This window comes from Pseudoflavonifractor phocaeensis (assembly GCF_016901955.1).
Taxonomy (GTDB): Bacteria; Bacillota; Clostridia; order Oscillospirales; family Oscillospiraceae; genus Flavonifractor; species Flavonifractor phocaeensis_A.
Genome location: NZ_JACJLC010000006.1, coordinates 24,199 through 42,646 on the forward strand (window position 1 = coordinate 24,199; position 18,448 = coordinate 42,646).

The window sequence follows — 18,448 nt, forward strand, 5'->3', positions numbered from 1 at the left end:
GAGTAAGGAGGGAGCAGACCGGTATGCTGACCCTGAGAGAACCCATCCAACTGAAAACCGGTCTGACCCTCACCGGGGGCACCGAGGCCTTCGGCCAGCGGCTCAACGGCAACTACGGCCTGATGACCGCCCGCATCGCCCCCAAGGACCTGCTGTTTCTGGTGACCACTCCGCCGGAGTTCCCCGAGGACCTGGGGGGCGTGAGCAGCCTGGAGCTGCGCAACGCCTTCACCGATATCCAGCAGACCAAGGTGGACGTGGTCAACAATGTCCTTAACCGCATCGTCCTCAACCAGGACCACCACTTTACCTATCAGGATCAGGTGTATATCACCTCGGTGCTGCGCAAGCTGGGGGTCCAGGATGTCTCCCACTTCATGGAGGAGGTGCGGCGGCTGCGGGAGGAGCAGGAAAATCTGACCACCCTCACCCGGCTGTACCGCCAGGAGACCACCCGGCGTGCTCTCACCACCCTCCGGCAGGAGGGGGAGGGCGGCAGCAAGGAAGCCGCCGCCTCCGCCGGTGAGGCGGCCGGGAAGCAGGCCCCCGCTCCCCGGTATTACCTCCACCAGGACATCTACCACCGGCTGGGCACCGGGGATATCTACCAGCAGGTGGCCGCCTTCTACCACAACGTCACCGGCCTGGGGGACACCTTCACCAACCAGGAGCTCCGCCTGTCGGAGCAGCTGCGGGTGAGCCAGTCCCTCAGGCTTCAGGAGGAGCGCCGGCACAACGTGTACGGCGGAGCGGTGGCCCTCCACCACCATGTGAACCGGTATGAGCAGGGAGATATCCTCCCCCCGCCGGAGACCCAGGAGCAGGTGCTCTCCCAGGCCGCCGAGGCCGCCCTGCTGACCACTGTGGACCATATGCTCACCCACACCCTGGAGCGGCATATGACCGACAAAGACACCTGGCTCACCCTGAACCACAGCCTGACCCAGGTGGCGGAGAACTCCCTGAGCCGCTTTGAGACCTACCACACCCAGAACACCAACCGCTTCCGGGACGGGGACAGCTACCACAGCTGGTACCGGGCCCTGGAGGAGCGGGAGATCCAGACCCTCCGGCAGCTGGGAGAGAGCTGGCACACCAGGGAGACCCTGGAACGGACGGGAGCTCCGGCGGCGGGCGAGGCATTCCCGCCCGGGCTCCAGAGCCCGGCGGAGCTCACCTATCTGGCCCCCGGCCAGGCCCCCGAGAGGGAGAAGCCGGAGGGTCCGCCCACCGAGGGCAGGACCGGGCTCACCACCCTGGAGCTCACCAACCTGACCCAGCAGATCTTGGGCCGGGAGCGCCGGCCTGACAGCCGCCCGGCCAGGCCTGAGCTCCGTCCGGAGGAGCGGGATGAGGAGACCCTGCGGACCATCCTGCGGCGGCAGCGGGAAAGCCTGATCTACCGCCAGACCGGGCAGGCCCCCGGGGAGGAGACGCCCGCCGGGGCGCCCCCCGCCGAATCTGCCGCCCAGCTGATCCGCCAGACCCTGCGGGAAACCATCCTGCCGGGCGAGGAGGGCAGGGCGGCTTCCCAGTCTCCCGCCATCCGGGAGACGGTGGAGCGGCTGCGGGAGCTGCGCCAGGAGGAGCTCTACCACACCAGCCGGCAGGCGGCCCTTACCCTGCGGGAGCTGGCGGGGATGGAGCGGGACACCGTGGTGCTGGAGCAGCAGTCCATCCCCCTGTCCGATCAGCCGGCAGCCCAGATCCCGCCTGACCGCCAGATCCGCCAGACCCTGGAGGTGCTGCGGCAGGAGGGGGAGCGCCAGACCACCCAGCATATCTATACGGAACAAAAGACCGCTGCCGCTCCAGCTCCGCCGGCGGAGCAGGTCCACCGTGAGGCTACCCTTCCGCAGGAGGAAGGGGAAGCGACCGTCTCCGCCGCCGTGCCGGCGGCCCAGGCCACCCCGGAGCAGCTCATGCGGGAGCTGCGGGAGATCGACCGGCTAAACCGGGAGCGGGTAGAGCGGATCCGGACCATGGAGCAGCCCCAGGTGCGCCAGGTGAGGCCCACCGCCGCCGACCAGGCCCGAACCCGGGCCGACGCCCTCCGGGCCCTGGAGCAGCCTGAGCTGGTGCTGCGGCAGCTGGAGGAGGCCCGTCAGGAGGAGCCGACCCAGGGGAGCGTCCCGCCCCAGGTGGAGCAGATCCTGCGGCAGGCCGACCCGATGACCCGGAAGCTGTACGAGACGGTGGTGAAATACCAGCGGGATCCCCGGGCCGCGGTGGCGGAGGGACTGGTCCACGCCAGCAATGTGGGGGCCTTCAATGCCGACACTGCCCAGCGTCAGGCAGCAGCCGAACAGCCGGGGGAGGGGGCGGCGCTCCACTTCCCGTCCCCCGCGACAGAGGAACCCCAGCTGCCCCCGGCAGGGGAGCAGGCGCTGGAGCACCTGCGGGAGGGGGCCCGCCGGAGAGGGGCTCAACCCCATCGGCCGGGCAGCTGGGAAAAACTGCCGTTTGTATTCAAGCGGGAGGACAACTCCGCCTATGAGGAGTTGATTCAGCGGCTGGAGGAGCAGCGTACCCAGCAGACCATCCAGCAGCCCGTCCACGAAGAGATCACCCGCCAGTCCACCAGCCAGACTCAGATCAATGAAATCAACCGCCAGGTGGTGGACCACACCACCGAGGATATCACCGCCCTGATCAACCGGACCATGGCGCAGCAGATGAACCAGATCACCAGCCAGGTGTACCGCCAGATGGAGCGCAGGCTCCAGACCGAGCGGAACCGTCGCGGCCGGTTTTAATTCCGGAGGAAGGAGGAAACGTCCATGGCAGGCATCGGCAATACGTTAAAAAGCGGCATCACCAGCGCGGCCAACTCCCTGTTCGGCAATCTGGAGCAGGCCATCCTGGAGATCGAGGACTACCGGGCGGCGGCGGCCGCTACCGCCAACCAGATGATGACGCAGATCAGCAATTCCAGTGCCGGCGGGCCCTTGACCCAGAGCGACACTAATATCCTGAGCAATGCGGCCCAGGCGGTGGCCGGACAGACATTTGCCGCCGGCAACTTTGAGAAAAAGACCTTCAAGGTCCAGTTCAACCCCTCGGAGATCCAGCTGGACAGTGTGGCCTTTCCCCAGAACATGGCCAACGCCCTGGACGGGGGGGCCCAGAGCCTGCTCAACGACCTGTGCAAGCCCCGGGTGGACCTGACTCTCCGGCTGTATTTCGACGCGGTCAATCTGTCTGACAGCTTCATGTGGGAGAAATTTACCTCCGGCGTGTCTGCCCAGTCTGCGGTCAATATCGCCAGCGCGGTGGCTGGGACCAAAGGCAAGGTGTGGACCGTCCAGACCCAGGTGGAAGGTCTGGTGGCCGCCCTGCGGAACATCTACACCCGGCGGATCACCTTTCACTGGGCCGACTTCTCCTTCAGCGGTCAGCTGAACACCATCATGGCCCAGTACACCATGTTTTCCACCAGCGGCAGGCCGGTGCGGGCCCAGGTGCTCATGCGCCTGCGGCAGGACAGCAGCACCGCCGCCACCAGAGGCAACTGGCAGAGCGATTTCCAAAAAGCCTTTGGCGGGACCGGGACCAGCATCGGCTCCCTGACCCAGGGTATGGGCAGCCTGCTGAATTTCTAAGGGAGGTGGAACGTCTGTGGCAAACGCGATTTTGAGCTCCATGCTCAGCGGAGCGTTAAACAGCATTTTGGGCAGCCCCAATAAGGCCATTATCACCATTGAGACGGCCACTGCTGCCGCCTCAGCTTCCCCTGCCGCAGGATTGGGCAGCGGCCTGGCCAACGCGGCGGCCAGCGCGGCCAGCACGGCGCCCAGTACCGCCCTGGGCTCAGTGAGCGGCCTGGCGGGCAGCACCACCAGCACGGTGCCCGGGGCCGCCGGCCAGAAGCGGCTGGTGGTACAGTATAACCCCTCCAGCATCTCCATTCAGGCCAACGCCGAATCGGTCCGGTTCCAGAATTTGCAGCAAAACCTGGACAACGCGGTGCCCGCCAACCTGGTGCGCCCCCCGTCGGTGGTGATGTCGGTGGAGCTGGTCTTTGACGATATGAACATTGCGGACAGCTTCATGGTAGAGAAATTTACCAGCGGCCTGTCTGCCCAGACGGTGTCCAATGTGGTAAACGCCGCCCTTGGAAGGACATTCTCAGTCCAGGCTCAGATCAACGCCTTCATCGGCCTGATGCAGAGCGACACCACCCGGAACATCAAGTTCCAGTGGGCGGATATGAGCTTTGTGGGGGAGGTCACCGAGGCACAGGCCAAGTATACCATGTTTTCCACCAGCGGCAGGCCCGTCCGTGGCACGGTGCGGCTGAACATCACCCAACAGGTAGACGATAAGACGGACGCCAGTTACTGGGATACCGCCTTCCAGAAGTTTTTCGCCAACGGGGTCAACGAGGTGGGGGCCAGGAGCGGCCTGGACAAAGTAAAAAACCTGATCAACATCGGCTTCTGACAGCCGGTACGTCCCGGGAGGATAGGATATGGGCCTGTTAGATACCGTTACCAGCTCGGCAAGTAATTTCAGCAGTATGAGCTCCAACAGCCTGGGGGGCTTGTCTGGCCTGGCCGGACCGACCACCTTCACCAACCTGACCTACAGCACCATGATGAATAAATACCAGGACCTCCAGTACCCCCGGGCGGAGATCCTGCTGGGTGGCAAGGCGCTGCTCAGCGACAGTGTCGATATGATGGTCAACGATATCCACATCGAGCTCAGCGCCGGCTTTGAGGCCTCCATCGCAACCTTCCGCATTTACAACGTGTACAAAAAAACCACCAGCGGAGGCAACTTCCGGTTTGACGAGCTGAAGAGTCAGGTGGTCATGGGCAACTCGGTGACCATCAAGCTGGGCTACCTGGGCACCCGTGAGACAGTGTTCGTGGGTTTTGTAGCGGGGGTGACCTTTGGATATGCCGAGGCCCAGCTGCCCTATATCGAGGTCAGCTGTATGGACCTGAAGGGCATGATGATGGGGGGACTCTATGCCAGACAATGTACCGCCCGCAGCTACAGCCGAGCGGTGAACGAGGTGCTTCAACGTACCGTCTATGAGACCCTGAAATCCTCCGGCGCTGTGGCCGGGGTGGAGGTGGATTCCACTCCGGATGATCCTCCGCCTACCACCGAGAGTGCGTACACCGTGGAAATGGTCAGTGAGAGCGACTATGAGTTCGTGGTGAAGGCGGCCAAAAAGTTTAATTATGAGTTTTTTGTGGATCGGGGCAAGGTGCTCTTCCGCAAGGCCAAAAAGGACACCAGCAACCTGATCACCATCGGGCCTGAGGGGTTGATGGTCAGCTTCCGGGTGGAGTACAGCCTCACCAGCCTGGTGGGCACCATTGAGGCCAGGGCTATGGACCCGGGGGCGGGCAAGGTGATCTCCGCCAAGAGCACCTTTCCATCCATGGGGGCCAGCATCTCCACCGGAAACAGCGCCAAAAAGCTGGTCAGCGGCGGCACCAAGGTGTATATCGACCCCACCATCAACAGCACCACCCAGGCCCAGTCGAGGGTGGACTCCCTGATGGAGCAGATGAGCTACCGGCTGGGCAGCCTGGAGGCTGAGTGCATCGGCACCCCGGAGATGGTCCCCGGACGGTTCATCAAGGTGGAGGGATTGGGCTCCCCCGCCGACAACAGCTTTTATCTCACCGAGGTCACCCACGACTTTACCAGCGACGGCGGATACCGCACCCGGATCACCGGCTGCGCCAACAAGCTGCAGAGCACCTTGGCCGGAGCGGGCAACCTGAGTACCGGGCTGGGAGGAATGATCAATCTATGAGCCTGTATGACATCATCAATGATATTTCCGAGCGCCAGTCCACCAAAACTGAGACGGGAGACACCCGGGTCTACGGCGTCATGGTGGGCCAGGTGGCCAGCAACTATCATCAGAGTATGAAGGGCCGGGTGTGTGTTACCATCCCCACCCGGGACGAGAAGGCAAACGAGCTCAAGTGGGCCCGGCTGGCGATGCCCTCCGGGGGCAAGAAGTGGGGACACTACTTCATGCCCGAGGTGGGGGACCAGGTGCTGCTGGCCTTCGAGGGAGGCAACATCGAGCGGCCCTACATCATCGCCTGTGTCAACAAGGATACCGACAGCTTTCTCACCGGCTCGGCCAACGAAAAGAACACCATCAAGCGCATCGTCACCAAAAACGGAAGCACCATCTGCTTTGATGACGACAGCGAGGATGAGCAGGGGTCCAAGGATAAGATCACCATCCAGACTGCCGGTAAGCAGCACACCGTCCTTATGGACAATGAGAACCAGAAGATCCTCATCAAGGATAAGGATGGGAAGAACAGCATTGAGATGAGCACCAAGGACGAGTCCGGCACCCTGACGGTAAAGATTGAGAAAAAAGTGGAGATCAAGGTGGGGGATAATATCACCCTCACTATGGACGCCAATATGGGTACCGTGAAGCTGACGGCGGACACCGTCACCGTGGAGGCCAGCAAGGGCGTCACCAACAAGACCGACGGTATGCTCAAGCTGGAGGGCAACCAGCTCAGTGGCAAGGCCAATTCGGTGCTCAAGCTGGAGAGCAGCGGGCCTGTCAATGTGAGCGGCAGCCCCATCAAGATCGGCTGACCCCAGGGAAACGGGGAGTAAGGAGGGTCCGGTATGGACGACAAGCGGTTTTTGGGTACAGGCATGAAGTTCCCCCCCCAGGTGGACGCCGGGACGGGGCGCTTCGCCCTGTCGTCCGGGGAGCAGAGCGTAAAGGAGTCGGTATACCTCATCCTCATGACCAACCGGGGGGAGCGTTGGCTGGAGCCTGGCTTTGGCGGTCAGCTCATGAGCTATACCTTTATGGACACCTCGGTGACCATGCTGTCTATCATGGCCCGGGATATCCAGGCCCTGCTGCTGGAGCAGGAGCCCCGTATCTCCCAGGTGGACGTGCGCATCGACTCTGAAAGCCAGCCTGGCTGCCTTATCGTCAACCTGGACTACACCGTTACCGCCACCAATACCCGGGACAACCTGGTATTTCCCTTTTATCTGAGCGCCGACAGAGAGGAGGCCGACCAAATTGCCCAGGGATGAACTGATCCTGGACGGGCGTACCGCGGAGGATCTACAGGAGCAGATCGCGCGGCTGGCCGCGTCCTATACGCCGGAATGGCGTTTTGACCGGGTCCGCCCCGACGTGGGCGGTGTTCTGGCCCTGATTTTTGCCAAACAGATGGCGGGCAATCTGGAGCGGCTGAACCAGGTCATCGGAAAATATCACACCGAGTTTGTTAACCTGCTGGGGGTATCCCTCCGGCCAGCCTATCCTGCCTCTGGCGTGGCGGTGGCTACCCTGGTGGCCGACACAGTGCCCGGCCTGGACCTGCCTCGGGGCACCAAGCTGGTGGGGGTGGGGGAGGACGAGACGCCGGTGATTTTTGAGACCATCGGGGACGTGTACCTCACCAGCGCCAGGCTTACCGATGTGGTGGCCCTGTCTGGCCGCTTCGGCAAGATCATTCCCCTTCTGGGAGGGCCGGAGCCCGCCAAATTCCTGCCCCTTCGGAATGAGCGGCCCCAGCCCGAGACTGAGGAGCCCCAGCTGGGTCCCATCTCCCTGTTTGACTATTCTGCTCCCGGCATCGAGCAGAATGCTTTGCTCCTCTACCACAAGAGCGCCTTTGACATCGTGGAGGGAGCGGCGGTGCGGGTGGAACTGAGCCAGCCCGACGGCGCTGACGGGGTGGACTTTGCCGATCCGGAGCAGTACAGCTGGAGCTATTTTGATGGCGAGGGACTGGTCCCCTATCAGGTAGAGCGGAAAGCAGCCGGGGTGGCTCTGCGCCGGGAGGGGGAGAGCATCCCTCTGACCCTGGATGGAGAAGAGTACCAGATGGTATGTCTCCAGCCCGTCCACAGCCCCAGCCAGACCATCAGTGTGGACCGGGTGAAGCTGGCTTCTTCCTGCGGTCCGGTACGGCCCGATTTTGTCACACACAACGACCGGGAGCTGGATCCGGAAAGCTTCCAGCCCTTCGGCAGCACCGCCTCTCTTTTTGACGAGTGCTACATTGGTCACCAGAAGATCTTTTCCCAGGCCGGGGCCATGGTGACCCTTCGGTTCAAGCTGTCCTTCGCCAAGCGGCTGGTGGACTTCACTCCCCAGCAGGAGGCGGAAGAGCTGAAGATCATCAAGCGCAAGCCAAAGGTCATCACCTATCAGACCGCCACCACCTGCGCTCAGCAGATCGCCCTGGAGTATTTCAACGGCATTGGCTGGCGGAAGCTGGTGTGCACCCAGGATTGGTCCACCCTTTTTGACGGGGAGCACCCCGGCCAGGTAGAGATCACCTTCCGCTGTCCCGAGCAATGGCAGCCCTCCCCGGTAGGGGGCTGGGACTGCCGTACCCTGCGCGTCCGGCTGCTGCGGGCGGACAACTGCTACCTCCATCCCTGCATCCACAACATGCCGGTGATGGAAGAACTCACCATCTCCTATGACTTCCAGGACAGCTGGCAGGCCCCCCAACGGCTGCGGACGGTGTGGGGCACCCGGGTGGAGGACGTGACCGCCCAGATAGCGACGGGCGGTGCTATCGCCGCCTTCAAGCCCCTGAGCCAGTCCGATCACACTCTCTGTCTGGGCTTTGACGGACCAATGGAGGGGGCTCCAGTGAGCATCCTCTTCAATGTTCAGGAGAACAACCACTTTGAGGAGGCTCCCATCGCCTTTGAATACTCCACCATCGGGGGCTGGAAGCCCCTGCGGGTCATCGACAACACCGACAACATGGCCGGGGCGGGCACCCTGGTGTTTATGCCCCCCTCCGACTTCGCCCCCATGGAGGTGGAGGGAGTGTCCCGGTGGTGGCTGCGGCTGGTGGATGAGGGCCGGGCCTTTGACGACCAGAGCCGCTACCATGCCCTCATCAACTCCATTCAGATCAACGCCGTGGAGATCCGCAATGTGGAGACCCTGCCGGAGGAGGCCTTCTATGTCCGCTCCGCCATCGCCGGCATGAGCTATCCCCTGGCGGCGGAGAACATCCTCTCCGCCGAGGTGTTTGTCAACGAGCGTGACAGTATGAGCGAGCCCGCCATGCGCCAGCTGGCTGCCCAGCGGCCGGAGGACGTGCGGGTGAGCTATGACTTCCTGGGGAGCATCCAGTCCTTCTACGTCCGGTGGACCGAGGTGGAGAATTTTGATCAGTCCAAGCCGGAGGACCGCCACTACGTCATCGACCGGATGAACAACCGCATCGTTTTTGGCGACGGGGTCCACGTCCGTATCCCCCAGGCCGGAGGCGGGGTGGCCTTCACCGTGCAGGTCCAGTGCTGCCGGGGCTCTAAGGGCAATTTGCCCGCCGGGGCGGTGAACTCTCTCTTTGACGGCATGCTCTATGTGGACAGCGTGTCCAATCCCATCGCCACTTTTGCCGGCAGCGACCTGGAGCACATCACCTCCGCTCACCGCAGGGGAGCCAACATCGTCAGCGGCCGTAACCGGCTGGTGAGCCAGCTGGACTACGTCCGGGAGGTGGAGGCCTTCTCCGACGCCATCGAGAAGGTGAAGTGCCTGGCGGGTCGGGATCTCAGCGGCCAGGAGGCCCCCGGCCAGATCACCATCGCCGTGCTCATGCGGGACTACGCCGACGGGGCCTACTCCTTCAACTCCATCAAGGACCGGCTCATGAACCGGCTGCTGGAGCGGTGCGAGGCCACCGTCACCCGGCAGGAGCTCCAGCTCACCGAGCCGGTGTATGTGGAGGTGTCGGTGGACGTGTGGGCGGTGGCTGACGACGCCCATCGCTCCTTTGACGTACAGAACCTGATCCGGGACAGCATCAAAGCCTACCTGGACCCCCTGGGCAAGGGGGACGGCCCCGGCTGGGACATCGGCCGGCTGCCCACCGAGGCCCAGATGCGCATCATGCTCCAGTCCATCCGGGGCCCCATGCACATCAAGCGCTTCATCATCACCGCCCGCTATCTGGACCGGTGGGGGAGCCACGAGTGCGCCCTGGACGAACTGCCCCACAACCCCTTTGCCATTGCAGTCAGCGGCAACCACCGCGTTTATGTGGAGCTGCCCCAGGTCTGAGGCCTGAGGCGCGCCAGGATACCGCCCGGGAGGTGTGGCCATGCTCAACAGCATTGACCTGAACAACAAAACCTATGAGGAGCTGCTGAAAGAGGCCGTTGAGCAGATCCCTCTCTACTCGGAGGAGTGGACCAACTTCAACGTCTCCGACCCCGGCATCACCGTGCTGGAGAATCTGACGGCCTTCAACCTGCTGCAGCAGCGCCGTGTCAACGAGGTCACCGACGACATCCGCCGGGCCATGCTCAAGCTGCTGGGCCATACCCCCCGGGAGAACAAGAGCGCCACCGTGCTGGTGCAGACGCCGGAGGAGCCTCCCCGGACCCTGCCGGCCCAGTACCAGCTGAAGGCGGGCTCCCTGACCTTTGAGACCGAGCAGGTCACCTCTCTGACCCCCTGGACGCTGAAGACAGTGTACGCTGTTGATCCGGAGGGAGGCTATCGGGACGTGACCTACCTGATGGACGCCAAGGTGGGCTCTGCCCTTATCTTCGGTGCCCAGCCCGAGCGGGGAGCCAGCCTGTGCCTGCTGCTGGACGGTTTTCCGGCGGAGGGGGAGACCCTGCGTATGTGGATGCAGGTGGCCGGCGAGGCTGAGCGAAACCCCTTCAACGGAGCGGAGGGGCCCATATTTGCCCGCACCCGTTGGCAGTATTACACCGCCCAGGGCTGGCAGGACGCCACCGCCGTGGATGAGACACGGGCCTTCCTGGTCAGCGGGCCGGTGACCCTCACCCTGGACAAGGGAGCTCCCGTCCCCTTTGGGGAGGCGCCTCAGGAGGGCTACGCCCTGCGCTGCCTGCTGGAGGAGGCCCGGTATGACCGGGCTCCCCGGCTCACCACCCTGGCGGTGAACCTCTTCCCGGTGGAGCAGAAGGAGACCCTGGCCAAGTGCTACCTCTTTCAGGGGAGCGCCCGGGTGGAGGTCAAAAGCCAGCTGGCCGCCCAGGGCTTCCTCTTCGTCTACTGCCGGGAAAAGAGCGGTCAACCCTACCGGCTGTATCAGCGGTACGCCGGGGTGGGGGAGAAGGGCCGCTACTACCTGCTGGAGGAGCGGGAGGACGGGGTAGTGATTACCTTTGACAAGACCCGCTTTGGCTTCGCCCCCGGCCGGGGATGGGGAGCCGTGCGGGTGGTGTGCTACAACGGCGAGATGGTCCATCACCGGGACCTGGGAGTGGTGTACGGCTATGAGGACCAGGAGATCCCTCTGGATCTTGTGCGCGACCTGCTGCCCGACCAGTTCTCCCTCATTGCCGAGACTCCCGGCGAGGACGGGGAGATGGAATACCGCTTTGTGGCCCCGGGCAATACCGATCCGGACCGGCTGTGCTATCGGGTGCAGTCCCGGCAGGGGACGGTGCGCATCGTCCACCCCGGGGTGGGAGTGGAGTACCGGCTGTACCTGTGTGACTGCGCCGTCACCCGGGGCGTGGTGGGCAACATCCGGGCGGATAACCGCCTGACCCATACCAGCGGGCCGGTGGGGATGGAGAAGCAGACCGTGTTCCACAGCCCGGCCCCCGGCCGGGGCGGCCAGAGCTGGGAGGACCCGGAGGAGCTGCGCCGCCGGTTTGTCCAGACCATGCGGCAGGTGAACACGGCGGTGCTGCCGTTGGACTATGAGCGCCTGGCCATGGAGACCCCGGGCCTGTGTATCCACAAGGTAAAAGCCCAGGCGATTCCTGAGGAAAACCTTGTCAAAGTAGTGATAAAGCCTTATACTGAAGAGAGATACCCCAAGCTCTCGGCGGAGTACCTGCGGCAGATCCGGGCTCATCTGGAGGCCCGGCGGCTGCTGACCACCCGGGTGGAGCTGGTGCAGCCCCGTTACATCCCCATCAACGTGACGGCGGTGCTGTACATCCGCCCCCACTACCGCCAGGCGGAGGGGGAGGTGCGGCAGCTTTTGGAAAAGCTGCTGGACCATGTCCACAGCGACGACAGCTTTGGCGGCTGGGTACGGTTCAGCCAGATCTACCGTCAGCTGGCCGACCTGCCCTGTGTGGCGGCGGTGGACACTCTGTATCTCTCTCCCGCCACCACGGAAGGGGCGGCCCTGGTGGGTACCGATATCCGCCTGGGGGAGGCCAGCCTGTGCTGTCCCGGAACCTTCCGGCTGGACTTCCACAACGACGTGGATGGCCGGCACAGATGAGAGGTGAGATACCATGGCCAATTACGGACAGCGTAAATTTGTATTGAATCACAGCCGGCTCAAGCGCAGCCTGCGGCAGGGCTTCAAGCTGCGGGAGGACGGGTCCCTGCTGGCCACCGAGGACACGGTGCATCGCTTCTGTATCCTGGGGCGGCTGGACAGCAATCTGCCCGACTGCAAGTGGGGGCGGCTGGCCATGCGTCTGGAGCTGGCGGGAGACATGATCCTGACCATCCGGGCCTTTGCCTCCAACCAGCCTGAGTTTATCCAGAGCGGGAAGGTGACCTCGGTGGACGATTTTCTGCTGGACGACAGCGTGCCGGCCCAGCGGAAGGAGAAGCTCTTCGGCCTGGCCAACGGGGTGCAGTACAGCGGTCAGCGGGACGTGCTGCTCTACGGCCAGGAGGGCCGCTACCTGTGGCTGTGGCTGGAGCTGGACGGGGTGGGGACGGCGAAGCTGTCCGACCTGCGGGTGTACGCCCCGGGGGACATTTTTCTGGATACCTTCCCCCAGGTCTACCAGAACGACAGCGACTTCTTCCATCGGTATCTGTCCATTTTCTCCTCCCTGTACAACGACCTGGACGAGACCATCGACAGCCTGGCCACCTACATCGACCTGGACACCGCCCCGGCGGCGGTGCTGCCGGTGCTGGCGGGCTGGATGGGTCTGGAGCTGGACGGGGACCTGCTGACGGAAAAGGAGCTGCGGCGGCTGCTGCGGGCGGCCTATCCGCTGCTCAGCGTGAAGGGTACCCGCCAGGCGGTGGAGGGGATCGTAAAGCTCTTTGTGGAGGAGCCGGTGTACATCGTGGAGCGCAACCTGCTCTCCGGCGCCCAGCAGGAGAGCGGCGGCAGCCTCTATGGGGACACCCCCTTCGACTTCACCATCCTCATCAACCGGGGTTCCGACGAGAAGCTGCGCTCCAAGCTTCAGATGATGGTGGAGCAGTTCAAACCCCTGCGCAGCCGGGCCAACATTGTGTTTATGGGCGACTGCGGCACGCTGGACGGGTTCAGCTATCTGGATGTGAACGGCGCGGTCCTGCAGAACAGTCCGGCCAGCCTGGACGAGAGCAGCGCCCTGACGGGGATGTATTATCTGCAATAACGGACCGTTGAAGGAGGATGCGATATGACCATCAACACCAAGCGGGAGGGAAGCCAGGTCACCCTGAGCATTGAGGGCCGCGTGGACACCAACACCAGCCCTCAGCTCCAGAGCAAGATCCTGGAGGCCTTCCGGTCCGCCAAAGATGTGGTGCTGGACTTCCAGAAGGTCCCTTACATCAGCAGCGCGGGCCTGCGGGCCCTGCTCATTGGCCAAAAGACGGCCGCCTCCAAGCGGGCGTCCATGGTGCTGATCAACGTATCCCCCGGCGTGATGCAGGTGCTGGAGACGGTGGGCTTCGCGGATATCCTGACCATCCGCTGACCTTGACCCGCCCGCCATTTACCGCCAGGCTGCCGTAGTACGTGTGTAGGGGCGGCCTGTGGCCGCCCGCCGACACCCCATAAGCCATACCCCATCCCCACCCGCTGCCGGGTGGGGATTTTTGCTGCGCCGGGGGAGTTTCCCCGCTGTGCAACAAAAAACCCCCGCCCATCCAGGGGCGGGGGGACAATGGCGGGGTACGGCGATCCATTCGTAGGGGCGGGTCCCAGACCCGCCCGCCCGATCACCGCCAGACCACCGCGATACGTCCGTAGGGGCGGCTATCAGCCGCCCGCCGGTCATGGCGGGGCCATGGTGGTTTGTCCATAGGGCCGCCATGCATGGCGGACGCCGGGGCCGGGTCGGTAGCCAGCACCGCACCCCTCATCCGGCCCGGCGGGCCACCTTCCCCCCACAGGGGGGAAGGTCAAAGAAAAAGGAGGATTGTTTATGGCAACGTACACACCAAACTACGGGCTGCACCAGTGGGTGCCGGAGGACGTCTTTGTGCGGACGGATTTCAACACCGATCTGTCCAAGATCGACGCCGCCATCAAGGCTGCCCAAGATACCGCAAACCAAAAGGCCGAAATCATATTTGGGACCTATACAGGCGACGGAGATAAGACCCGTACCATTCAGCTCGGCTTCTCTCCGGTTTGGATTTTGGTACTCCGGGCGGACGGAACGGCCAACTTCGGAAAGGGCGGCCTGGCATCATTGGGTCATCCTGCCATCAGAGACGACACAAAGCTGTCCGTCGTGGTGACAGAAAACGGCTTTCAGGTCGGCTATGAATTTTCCTACGGCCCCTGGACCAATGACCCGGAAACCACGTATCATTATATTGCCATGCTGCCATAATATAAAACCCGCCCCTGGACAGTTGCCCAGGGGCGGGTTTGTTGTGGGATCAATCAGGCATGGCTTGCAGTGGGTCAGCTCTTATCAGGGCTGAACAGCAGCAGTCCACTTGCCGTTCTTGTCACAGGTGTAGGTTTTGTCAGCACTACCGTCCACACCATCCACACCGGTAATGGTCGCACCCTTGGTGACCTTCAGGACGGCGCCCTCGGTACCGGTAAAGGTGCCATCGACGGTCAGAGTGCCCTTGGCAGCAATCACCACGGTGCCGTTGACAACAACCCCGGCGCCCTTAGCCACAGTCAGGCTGCTGCCGGTCTTGCTGGCAGAAGAGAGATTCAGGGTGCCATTGACAGTCAGGGTACCGCTGGCCAGGGTCATGTCGATGCCCTGAGCATTGCTGACCTCAGTGCCCTCATCGTCCTTGATGGAGCTGTCAAACATGGCCCACCAAGTCTCGCCAGCGGGAATGGTAGCGCTGCCGTTGATGGTCATCTTGTGGCGGTTATCGCTGCCATGCTTGTTAACAAACTCGATCACAACAGAGGTGCCCTTAACGGTCTGAATGCGAGCGTCAGCGGTGGGGCCCACAAAGATGACCTCCTCGCCGTTGGTAGCAGTGTTGCTGGTGTCCACGGACTTCAGAGTGCCGCCAGCATCCACGGTCAGGGTGCCGGTGGGGATGTGACCAGTGTCAGCCTCGGTGTTGGCGTCCAGCTTCACAGTGCCGCCCTTGGCAACGGTAACAATGTCCTTAAAGGCAGTGTCCACGCCGCTCAGGTCGGCGCTGCCGGCCACGGTGACCTTGTCCAGGGTGACAGCGGTAGCGCTGTCCACATCCAGGACGCCGTTGATCTGGCTGTTCTTCAGGGTAACGGTGCCGGCCACGGCCAGGGTCTTGTCTTCGGGGATGTTGACGCCATCCAGGGTCAGGCCCTCTTTCTTCGCGCTCAGAACCACGGTCTCAGCGTCGGACTTCAGGGCGTTTTTGATGTCATCATCAGTAGCGGTCTCGCCGTTCAGGTTGGCGTCCACCAGGCCGGCAGCGGGGTTGGGGGCCATGTTGTTGTTGATGTCAACCACCAGCAGATCCAGCACGGTGGAGGAGCCGTAGTAACGGACGTTGGCCTGATCGTTGGCGTCGATCACATCCGCGGCAGGATTATGGGTGTTATCGGCGATACGGATCACGCCGCCCTCGGCGCCTTCCATCTTGGAGGAATCCACGTAGATGACGGTGGTGTCGTCGTCCACCTTGGAGCTGGCCACAGCACCGTTGGCAAACTGGATCTTGCCCTCGGCCTCATTCCAGCCGCTGACCACAGCGGTGGTCACGTTCACCAGGGAGACGTTCTTGATCACGCCGTCGGAAACCACGTCATAAGTGATGACGGAGCCGCGGGGATAGTCGGAGGGAGCGTCGGTGCTCTCCATCTTGGCCACCATCAGCTCGTTGTCCTTGGTCCAGATGGAGAAGGTCAGCTCGGTCTTGTTGTCGGCGTTGGCGCTGCGGGAAGTGGCGGCCACCAGGTAGCCGTAGTAAGAACCGGTGTTAATGGTGGGGAAGTTGTCGTTGCACAGAACAGCGGTCATGCCGTAGGTGAAGCCGTCCACCTTGTTGGTGAGGACCTGACCGTTGCCGCCGAAGGCGTCGGAACCATAGGCGTTCTTCAGCTCCCGGCCGGTGTACACCTTGCCGTCGTTGTTAGCACTGGCAGTGGCAACGGCGCCCTTCAGCACGTACACCACGGCGTCGTCGGCCAGCTCGGAGGTGCCGATCTTCTCGTTGTTGTAAGCAACATCATTGTCCTCAAAGCCCTTGTGGCCGGCCAGGTTGTCCTTAGACACGTCGGTCAGCTCATAATCGCTGCCGTCCAGGCGGTAGGTCACCAGCTTGCCCACGCGGAAGGAGACGTCGTTCGCATCATCATCAGCCACATCGGGAGTCTTGCCGTTCATCTTGGAAATGGTCACAGTGCTCTTGGTACCGTCGGCAAAGAGCAGCTTGGCCTTGATGGTGTTGTTGCCCAGGTTATCAGCCTCAGGATCAACGGTATCGGCGGTGATCACCATGGCCACGTTCTTGGTGGTGGCGCCCACGTCCACGATCTTGGCATAGAAGACGGTGGAGCCCAGGGTCACGTACTCGATGGTGTCGTCAACCTCGGCGTCATTGACAGTGTAGATACCGTCGTTGTCGGTGGTCTTGCCGTACCACTTGCCGTCCAGCTGGTAGTCCACATAGGTGTCCACGTCGTTGTCGCCGCGGACGCCGTCCACCACAGCGGTCTTGAGCTCGGCCTTCTCGATGGTGTCCTGACGGGTGGTGGAGAAAGCGGAGTTGGTGTAGTACACCCAATCGCCGGCGGCATAGCCGTCATAGATCACGATGTCCTCGGTGGTGAGGTTGTTGATGTTGGCGCCAAAGTTAATGGTGCTGGTGCCAATGTAGTTCAGCTTGGCCACGCGCATGGGAGTGCGGATGACAGCGTCGATCTTGCCGTCGCCGGTGTTGTCCACCAGCTTGAAGGTGTAGGCGCTGCTGTGGTCGCCAGCCAGAGCAGTCAGCGCAGCGTCAGCGACCTGATTATTCTCGGTGTCATAGACGCCGATGCGACCGGAAACATCGCCCAGCTTATAGGTGGTGCCGTCCAGCTTGATGGTCTTGGCGGTGTTGTCAATGGCATTATCCACAATGTCGCCGGTGGCGCCGGTGGCGATGACGGAGCTGTCGTTGGCGTACACGCCATAGACGACGTCATCATCTTCCACGTTGTAGATCACCTTGACCTGCTGGCCGTAGAAACCAGTGTAGTCCACGGTGGAGTTCAGAGCGGTGCCGTTGTCAATGGCCTTCTGAGCGCTGATGGCGTTGCCGCCGTACTCATTGCCGTTGTAGAAGTAGTAGGTCCACTGGCCCTTGTTCTCGTCATAGTCGAAGCCGCCCAGATAGCCCAGCTTGATGGTGCCGTCGAACTTATCATTCAGCAGACTCCAGCCAGTGGAGATACCGGTGACAGGATTTTCCACAGTCCAGGGCACATAGGTCTCGCTGACCTCACCGGTAGCCAGATCCTGGCCCCAGGTGCGCTTCATCATGGTAGCCTGGATGGCGTTGTAAGCCAACTGGCAGGCGTCGTCACGGGAAATGGGAGCGGAGGGATCCAGGTTACCCAGATCCTTGTACAGGCCAGCCTCGTTGGCGTAGCGGTTCACGTTGGTGGACCAGCTGTTGCCTACAAAGCCAAACACATTGGCGTTGTAGCCCATGGCGGTCAGCAGCATCTTGGCAGCCTGCTCACCGGTCAGGGTGTCCTTGGGGTTGAACTTGCCGGAGCCGTCGCCGGCGATGATGCCCATGCTGGTGGCGTACTCAATGTACTTCTCAGACCAGATGCCGTCGATATCGGAGTAGGTGGGCACTTCCTTCACGCCCAGCACAGGCTCCACACCGCCGTTCATCACATAGGCGATGATCTTGGACATTTCTTCACGGGTCAGAGTTCCAGCGGGATCAAAGGTGCTGCCGTCTTCCTTACCGTTGAAGACGTTCAGCGCCACCATGACCTCCACGGCCTCGGTGTTCTTGATTTCATCGGAGTCGGTGAAATCAAGGTTCGCAGCGCTGGCGCCCACGACCATCATGCCCATGAGCATCATGGCGGCCAGAGCCAGGCTGAGAACACGCTTGAGGTTTCTCATTTGGTATTCCTCCTTAATTTTTTTAGACTTTAGGCAAGGAAACATACTCTATAAAATCGAGAAAACCGTTGGCGTGCAAGGGGTATAAGAAATACTTGCGGCTACCGGTAGCCACCGGGTAGCCAATAAAAAATGTAAAAATATAGAAAATTGGGCAATTTGCACAAAGAAAAATACCACATAATGGATCTAAATCCAAAACAGTTGGGGCAAGACGTTTTCCGAA

12 protein-coding genes are annotated in these 18,448 nt (G+C 62.2%); 11 read left to right on the plus strand and 1 reads right to left on the minus strand.

Annotation, left to right across the window (positions count from 1 at the left end; translation table 11 throughout):
• Positions 1-23 precede the first annotated feature (23 nt).
• From H6B51_RS02530 to H6B51_RS02580, 11 genes are all read left to right on the plus strand, one after another.
• Positions 24-2,756, plus strand: a complete 2,733-nt coding sequence (locus tag H6B51_RS02530) for a hypothetical protein (protein WP_204882186.1) — start codon at positions 24-26, stop codon at positions 2,754-2,756.
• Between the two features lie 24 nt (positions 2,757-2,780).
• Positions 2,781-3,602: a CIS tube protein gene (locus H6B51_RS02535; protein WP_204882187.1), complete on the plus strand. Its 822-nt coding sequence runs from the start codon at positions 2,781-2,783 to the stop codon at positions 3,600-3,602.
• A gap of 16 nt (positions 3,603-3,618) precedes the next feature.
• Positions 3,619-4,443 (plus strand): CIS tube protein, encoded by an 825-nt coding sequence (locus H6B51_RS02540; RefSeq protein WP_204882188.1) that lies wholly within the window; start codon positions 3,619-3,621, stop codon positions 4,441-4,443.
• A gap of 28 nt (positions 4,444-4,471) precedes the next feature.
• Complete coding sequence (locus H6B51_RS02545; protein WP_204882189.1) at positions 4,472-5,779, plus strand: phage late control D family protein; 1,308 nt, start codon at positions 4,472-4,474, stop codon at positions 5,777-5,779.
• Complete coding sequence (locus tag H6B51_RS02550; RefSeq protein ID WP_204882190.1) at positions 5,776-6,597, plus strand: phage baseplate assembly protein V; 822 nt, start codon at positions 5,776-5,778, stop codon at positions 6,595-6,597. Before H6B51_RS02545 ends, H6B51_RS02550 begins: the two co-directional genes overlap by 4 nt.
• Positions 6,598-6,630: 33 nt before the next feature.
• Positions 6,631-7,056 (plus strand): GPW/gp25 family protein, encoded by a 426-nt coding sequence (locus H6B51_RS02555; RefSeq protein ID WP_204882191.1) that lies wholly within the window; start codon positions 6,631-6,633, stop codon positions 7,054-7,056.
• Positions 7,043-10,063 carry a baseplate J/gp47 family protein gene (locus H6B51_RS02560; protein ID WP_204882192.1) on the plus strand — a complete coding sequence of 1,007 codons (3,021 nt, stop codon included), beginning with the start codon at positions 7,043-7,045 and terminating at the stop codon, positions 10,061-10,063. The genes H6B51_RS02555 and H6B51_RS02560 overlap by 14 nt, the downstream gene beginning before the upstream one ends.
• A 40-nt stretch (positions 10,064-10,103) precedes the next feature.
• Positions 10,104-12,221, plus strand: coding sequence for a baseplate J/gp47 family protein (locus H6B51_RS02565; RefSeq protein ID WP_204882193.1), 2,118 nt, complete (start codon positions 10,104-10,106; stop codon positions 12,219-12,221).
• 13 nt (positions 12,222-12,234) lie between these two features.
• Positions 12,235-13,332 carry a phage tail protein gene (locus tag H6B51_RS02570; protein WP_204882194.1) on the plus strand — a complete coding sequence of 366 codons (1,098 nt, stop codon included), beginning with the start codon at positions 12,235-12,237 and terminating at the stop codon, positions 13,330-13,332.
• Positions 13,333-13,356: 24 nt separating this feature from the next.
• Positions 13,357-13,656 carry an STAS domain-containing protein gene (locus tag H6B51_RS02575; protein WP_204882195.1) on the plus strand — a complete coding sequence of 100 codons (300 nt, stop codon included), beginning with the start codon at positions 13,357-13,359 and terminating at the stop codon, positions 13,654-13,656.
• A 450-nt stretch (positions 13,657-14,106) separates the two neighbouring features.
• A complete protein-coding gene (locus H6B51_RS02580) occupies positions 14,107-14,520 on the plus strand; it encodes a hypothetical protein (RefSeq protein ID WP_204882196.1) in 414 nt (137 codons plus the stop codon).
• A gap of 84 nt (positions 14,521-14,604) precedes the next feature.
• On the opposite strand, the gene H6B51_RS02585 is transcribed toward H6B51_RS02580, so the two are convergent.
• Complete coding sequence (locus H6B51_RS02585) at positions 14,605-18,222, minus strand: S-layer homology domain-containing protein (protein ID WP_204882197.1); 3,618 nt, start codon at positions 18,220-18,222, stop codon at positions 14,605-14,607.
• Between the last annotated feature and the right edge of the window lie 226 nt (positions 18,223-18,448).

Coding starts and splice junctions, on each gene's coding strand:
- H6B51_RS02575 (WP_204882195.1), top strand. CDS start 13,357: ATGACCATCAACACCAAGCGGGAGGGAAGCCAGGTCACCCTGAGCATT.
- H6B51_RS02580 (WP_204882196.1), top strand. CDS start 14,107: ATGGCAACGTACACACCAAACTACGGGCTGCACCAGTGGGTGCCGGAG.
- H6B51_RS02565 (WP_204882193.1), top strand. CDS start 10,104: ATGCTCAACAGCATTGACCTGAACAACAAAACCTATGAGGAGCTGCTG.
- H6B51_RS02585 (WP_204882197.1), bottom strand. CDS start 18,222: ATGAGAAACCTCAAGCGTGTTCTCAGCCTGGCTCTGGCCGCCATGATG.
- H6B51_RS02545 (WP_204882189.1), top strand. CDS start 4,472: ATGGGCCTGTTAGATACCGTTACCAGCTCGGCAAGTAATTTCAGCAGT.
- H6B51_RS02550 (WP_204882190.1), top strand. CDS start 5,776: ATGAGCCTGTATGACATCATCAATGATATTTCCGAGCGCCAGTCCACC.
- H6B51_RS02555 (WP_204882191.1), top strand. CDS start 6,631: ATGGACGACAAGCGGTTTTTGGGTACAGGCATGAAGTTCCCCCCCCAG.
- H6B51_RS02530 (WP_204882186.1), top strand. CDS start 24: ATGCTGACCCTGAGAGAACCCATCCAACTGAAAACCGGTCTGACCCTC.
- H6B51_RS02535 (WP_204882187.1), top strand. CDS start 2,781: ATGGCAGGCATCGGCAATACGTTAAAAAGCGGCATCACCAGCGCGGCC.
- H6B51_RS02570 (WP_204882194.1), top strand. CDS start 12,235: ATGGCCAATTACGGACAGCGTAAATTTGTATTGAATCACAGCCGGCTC.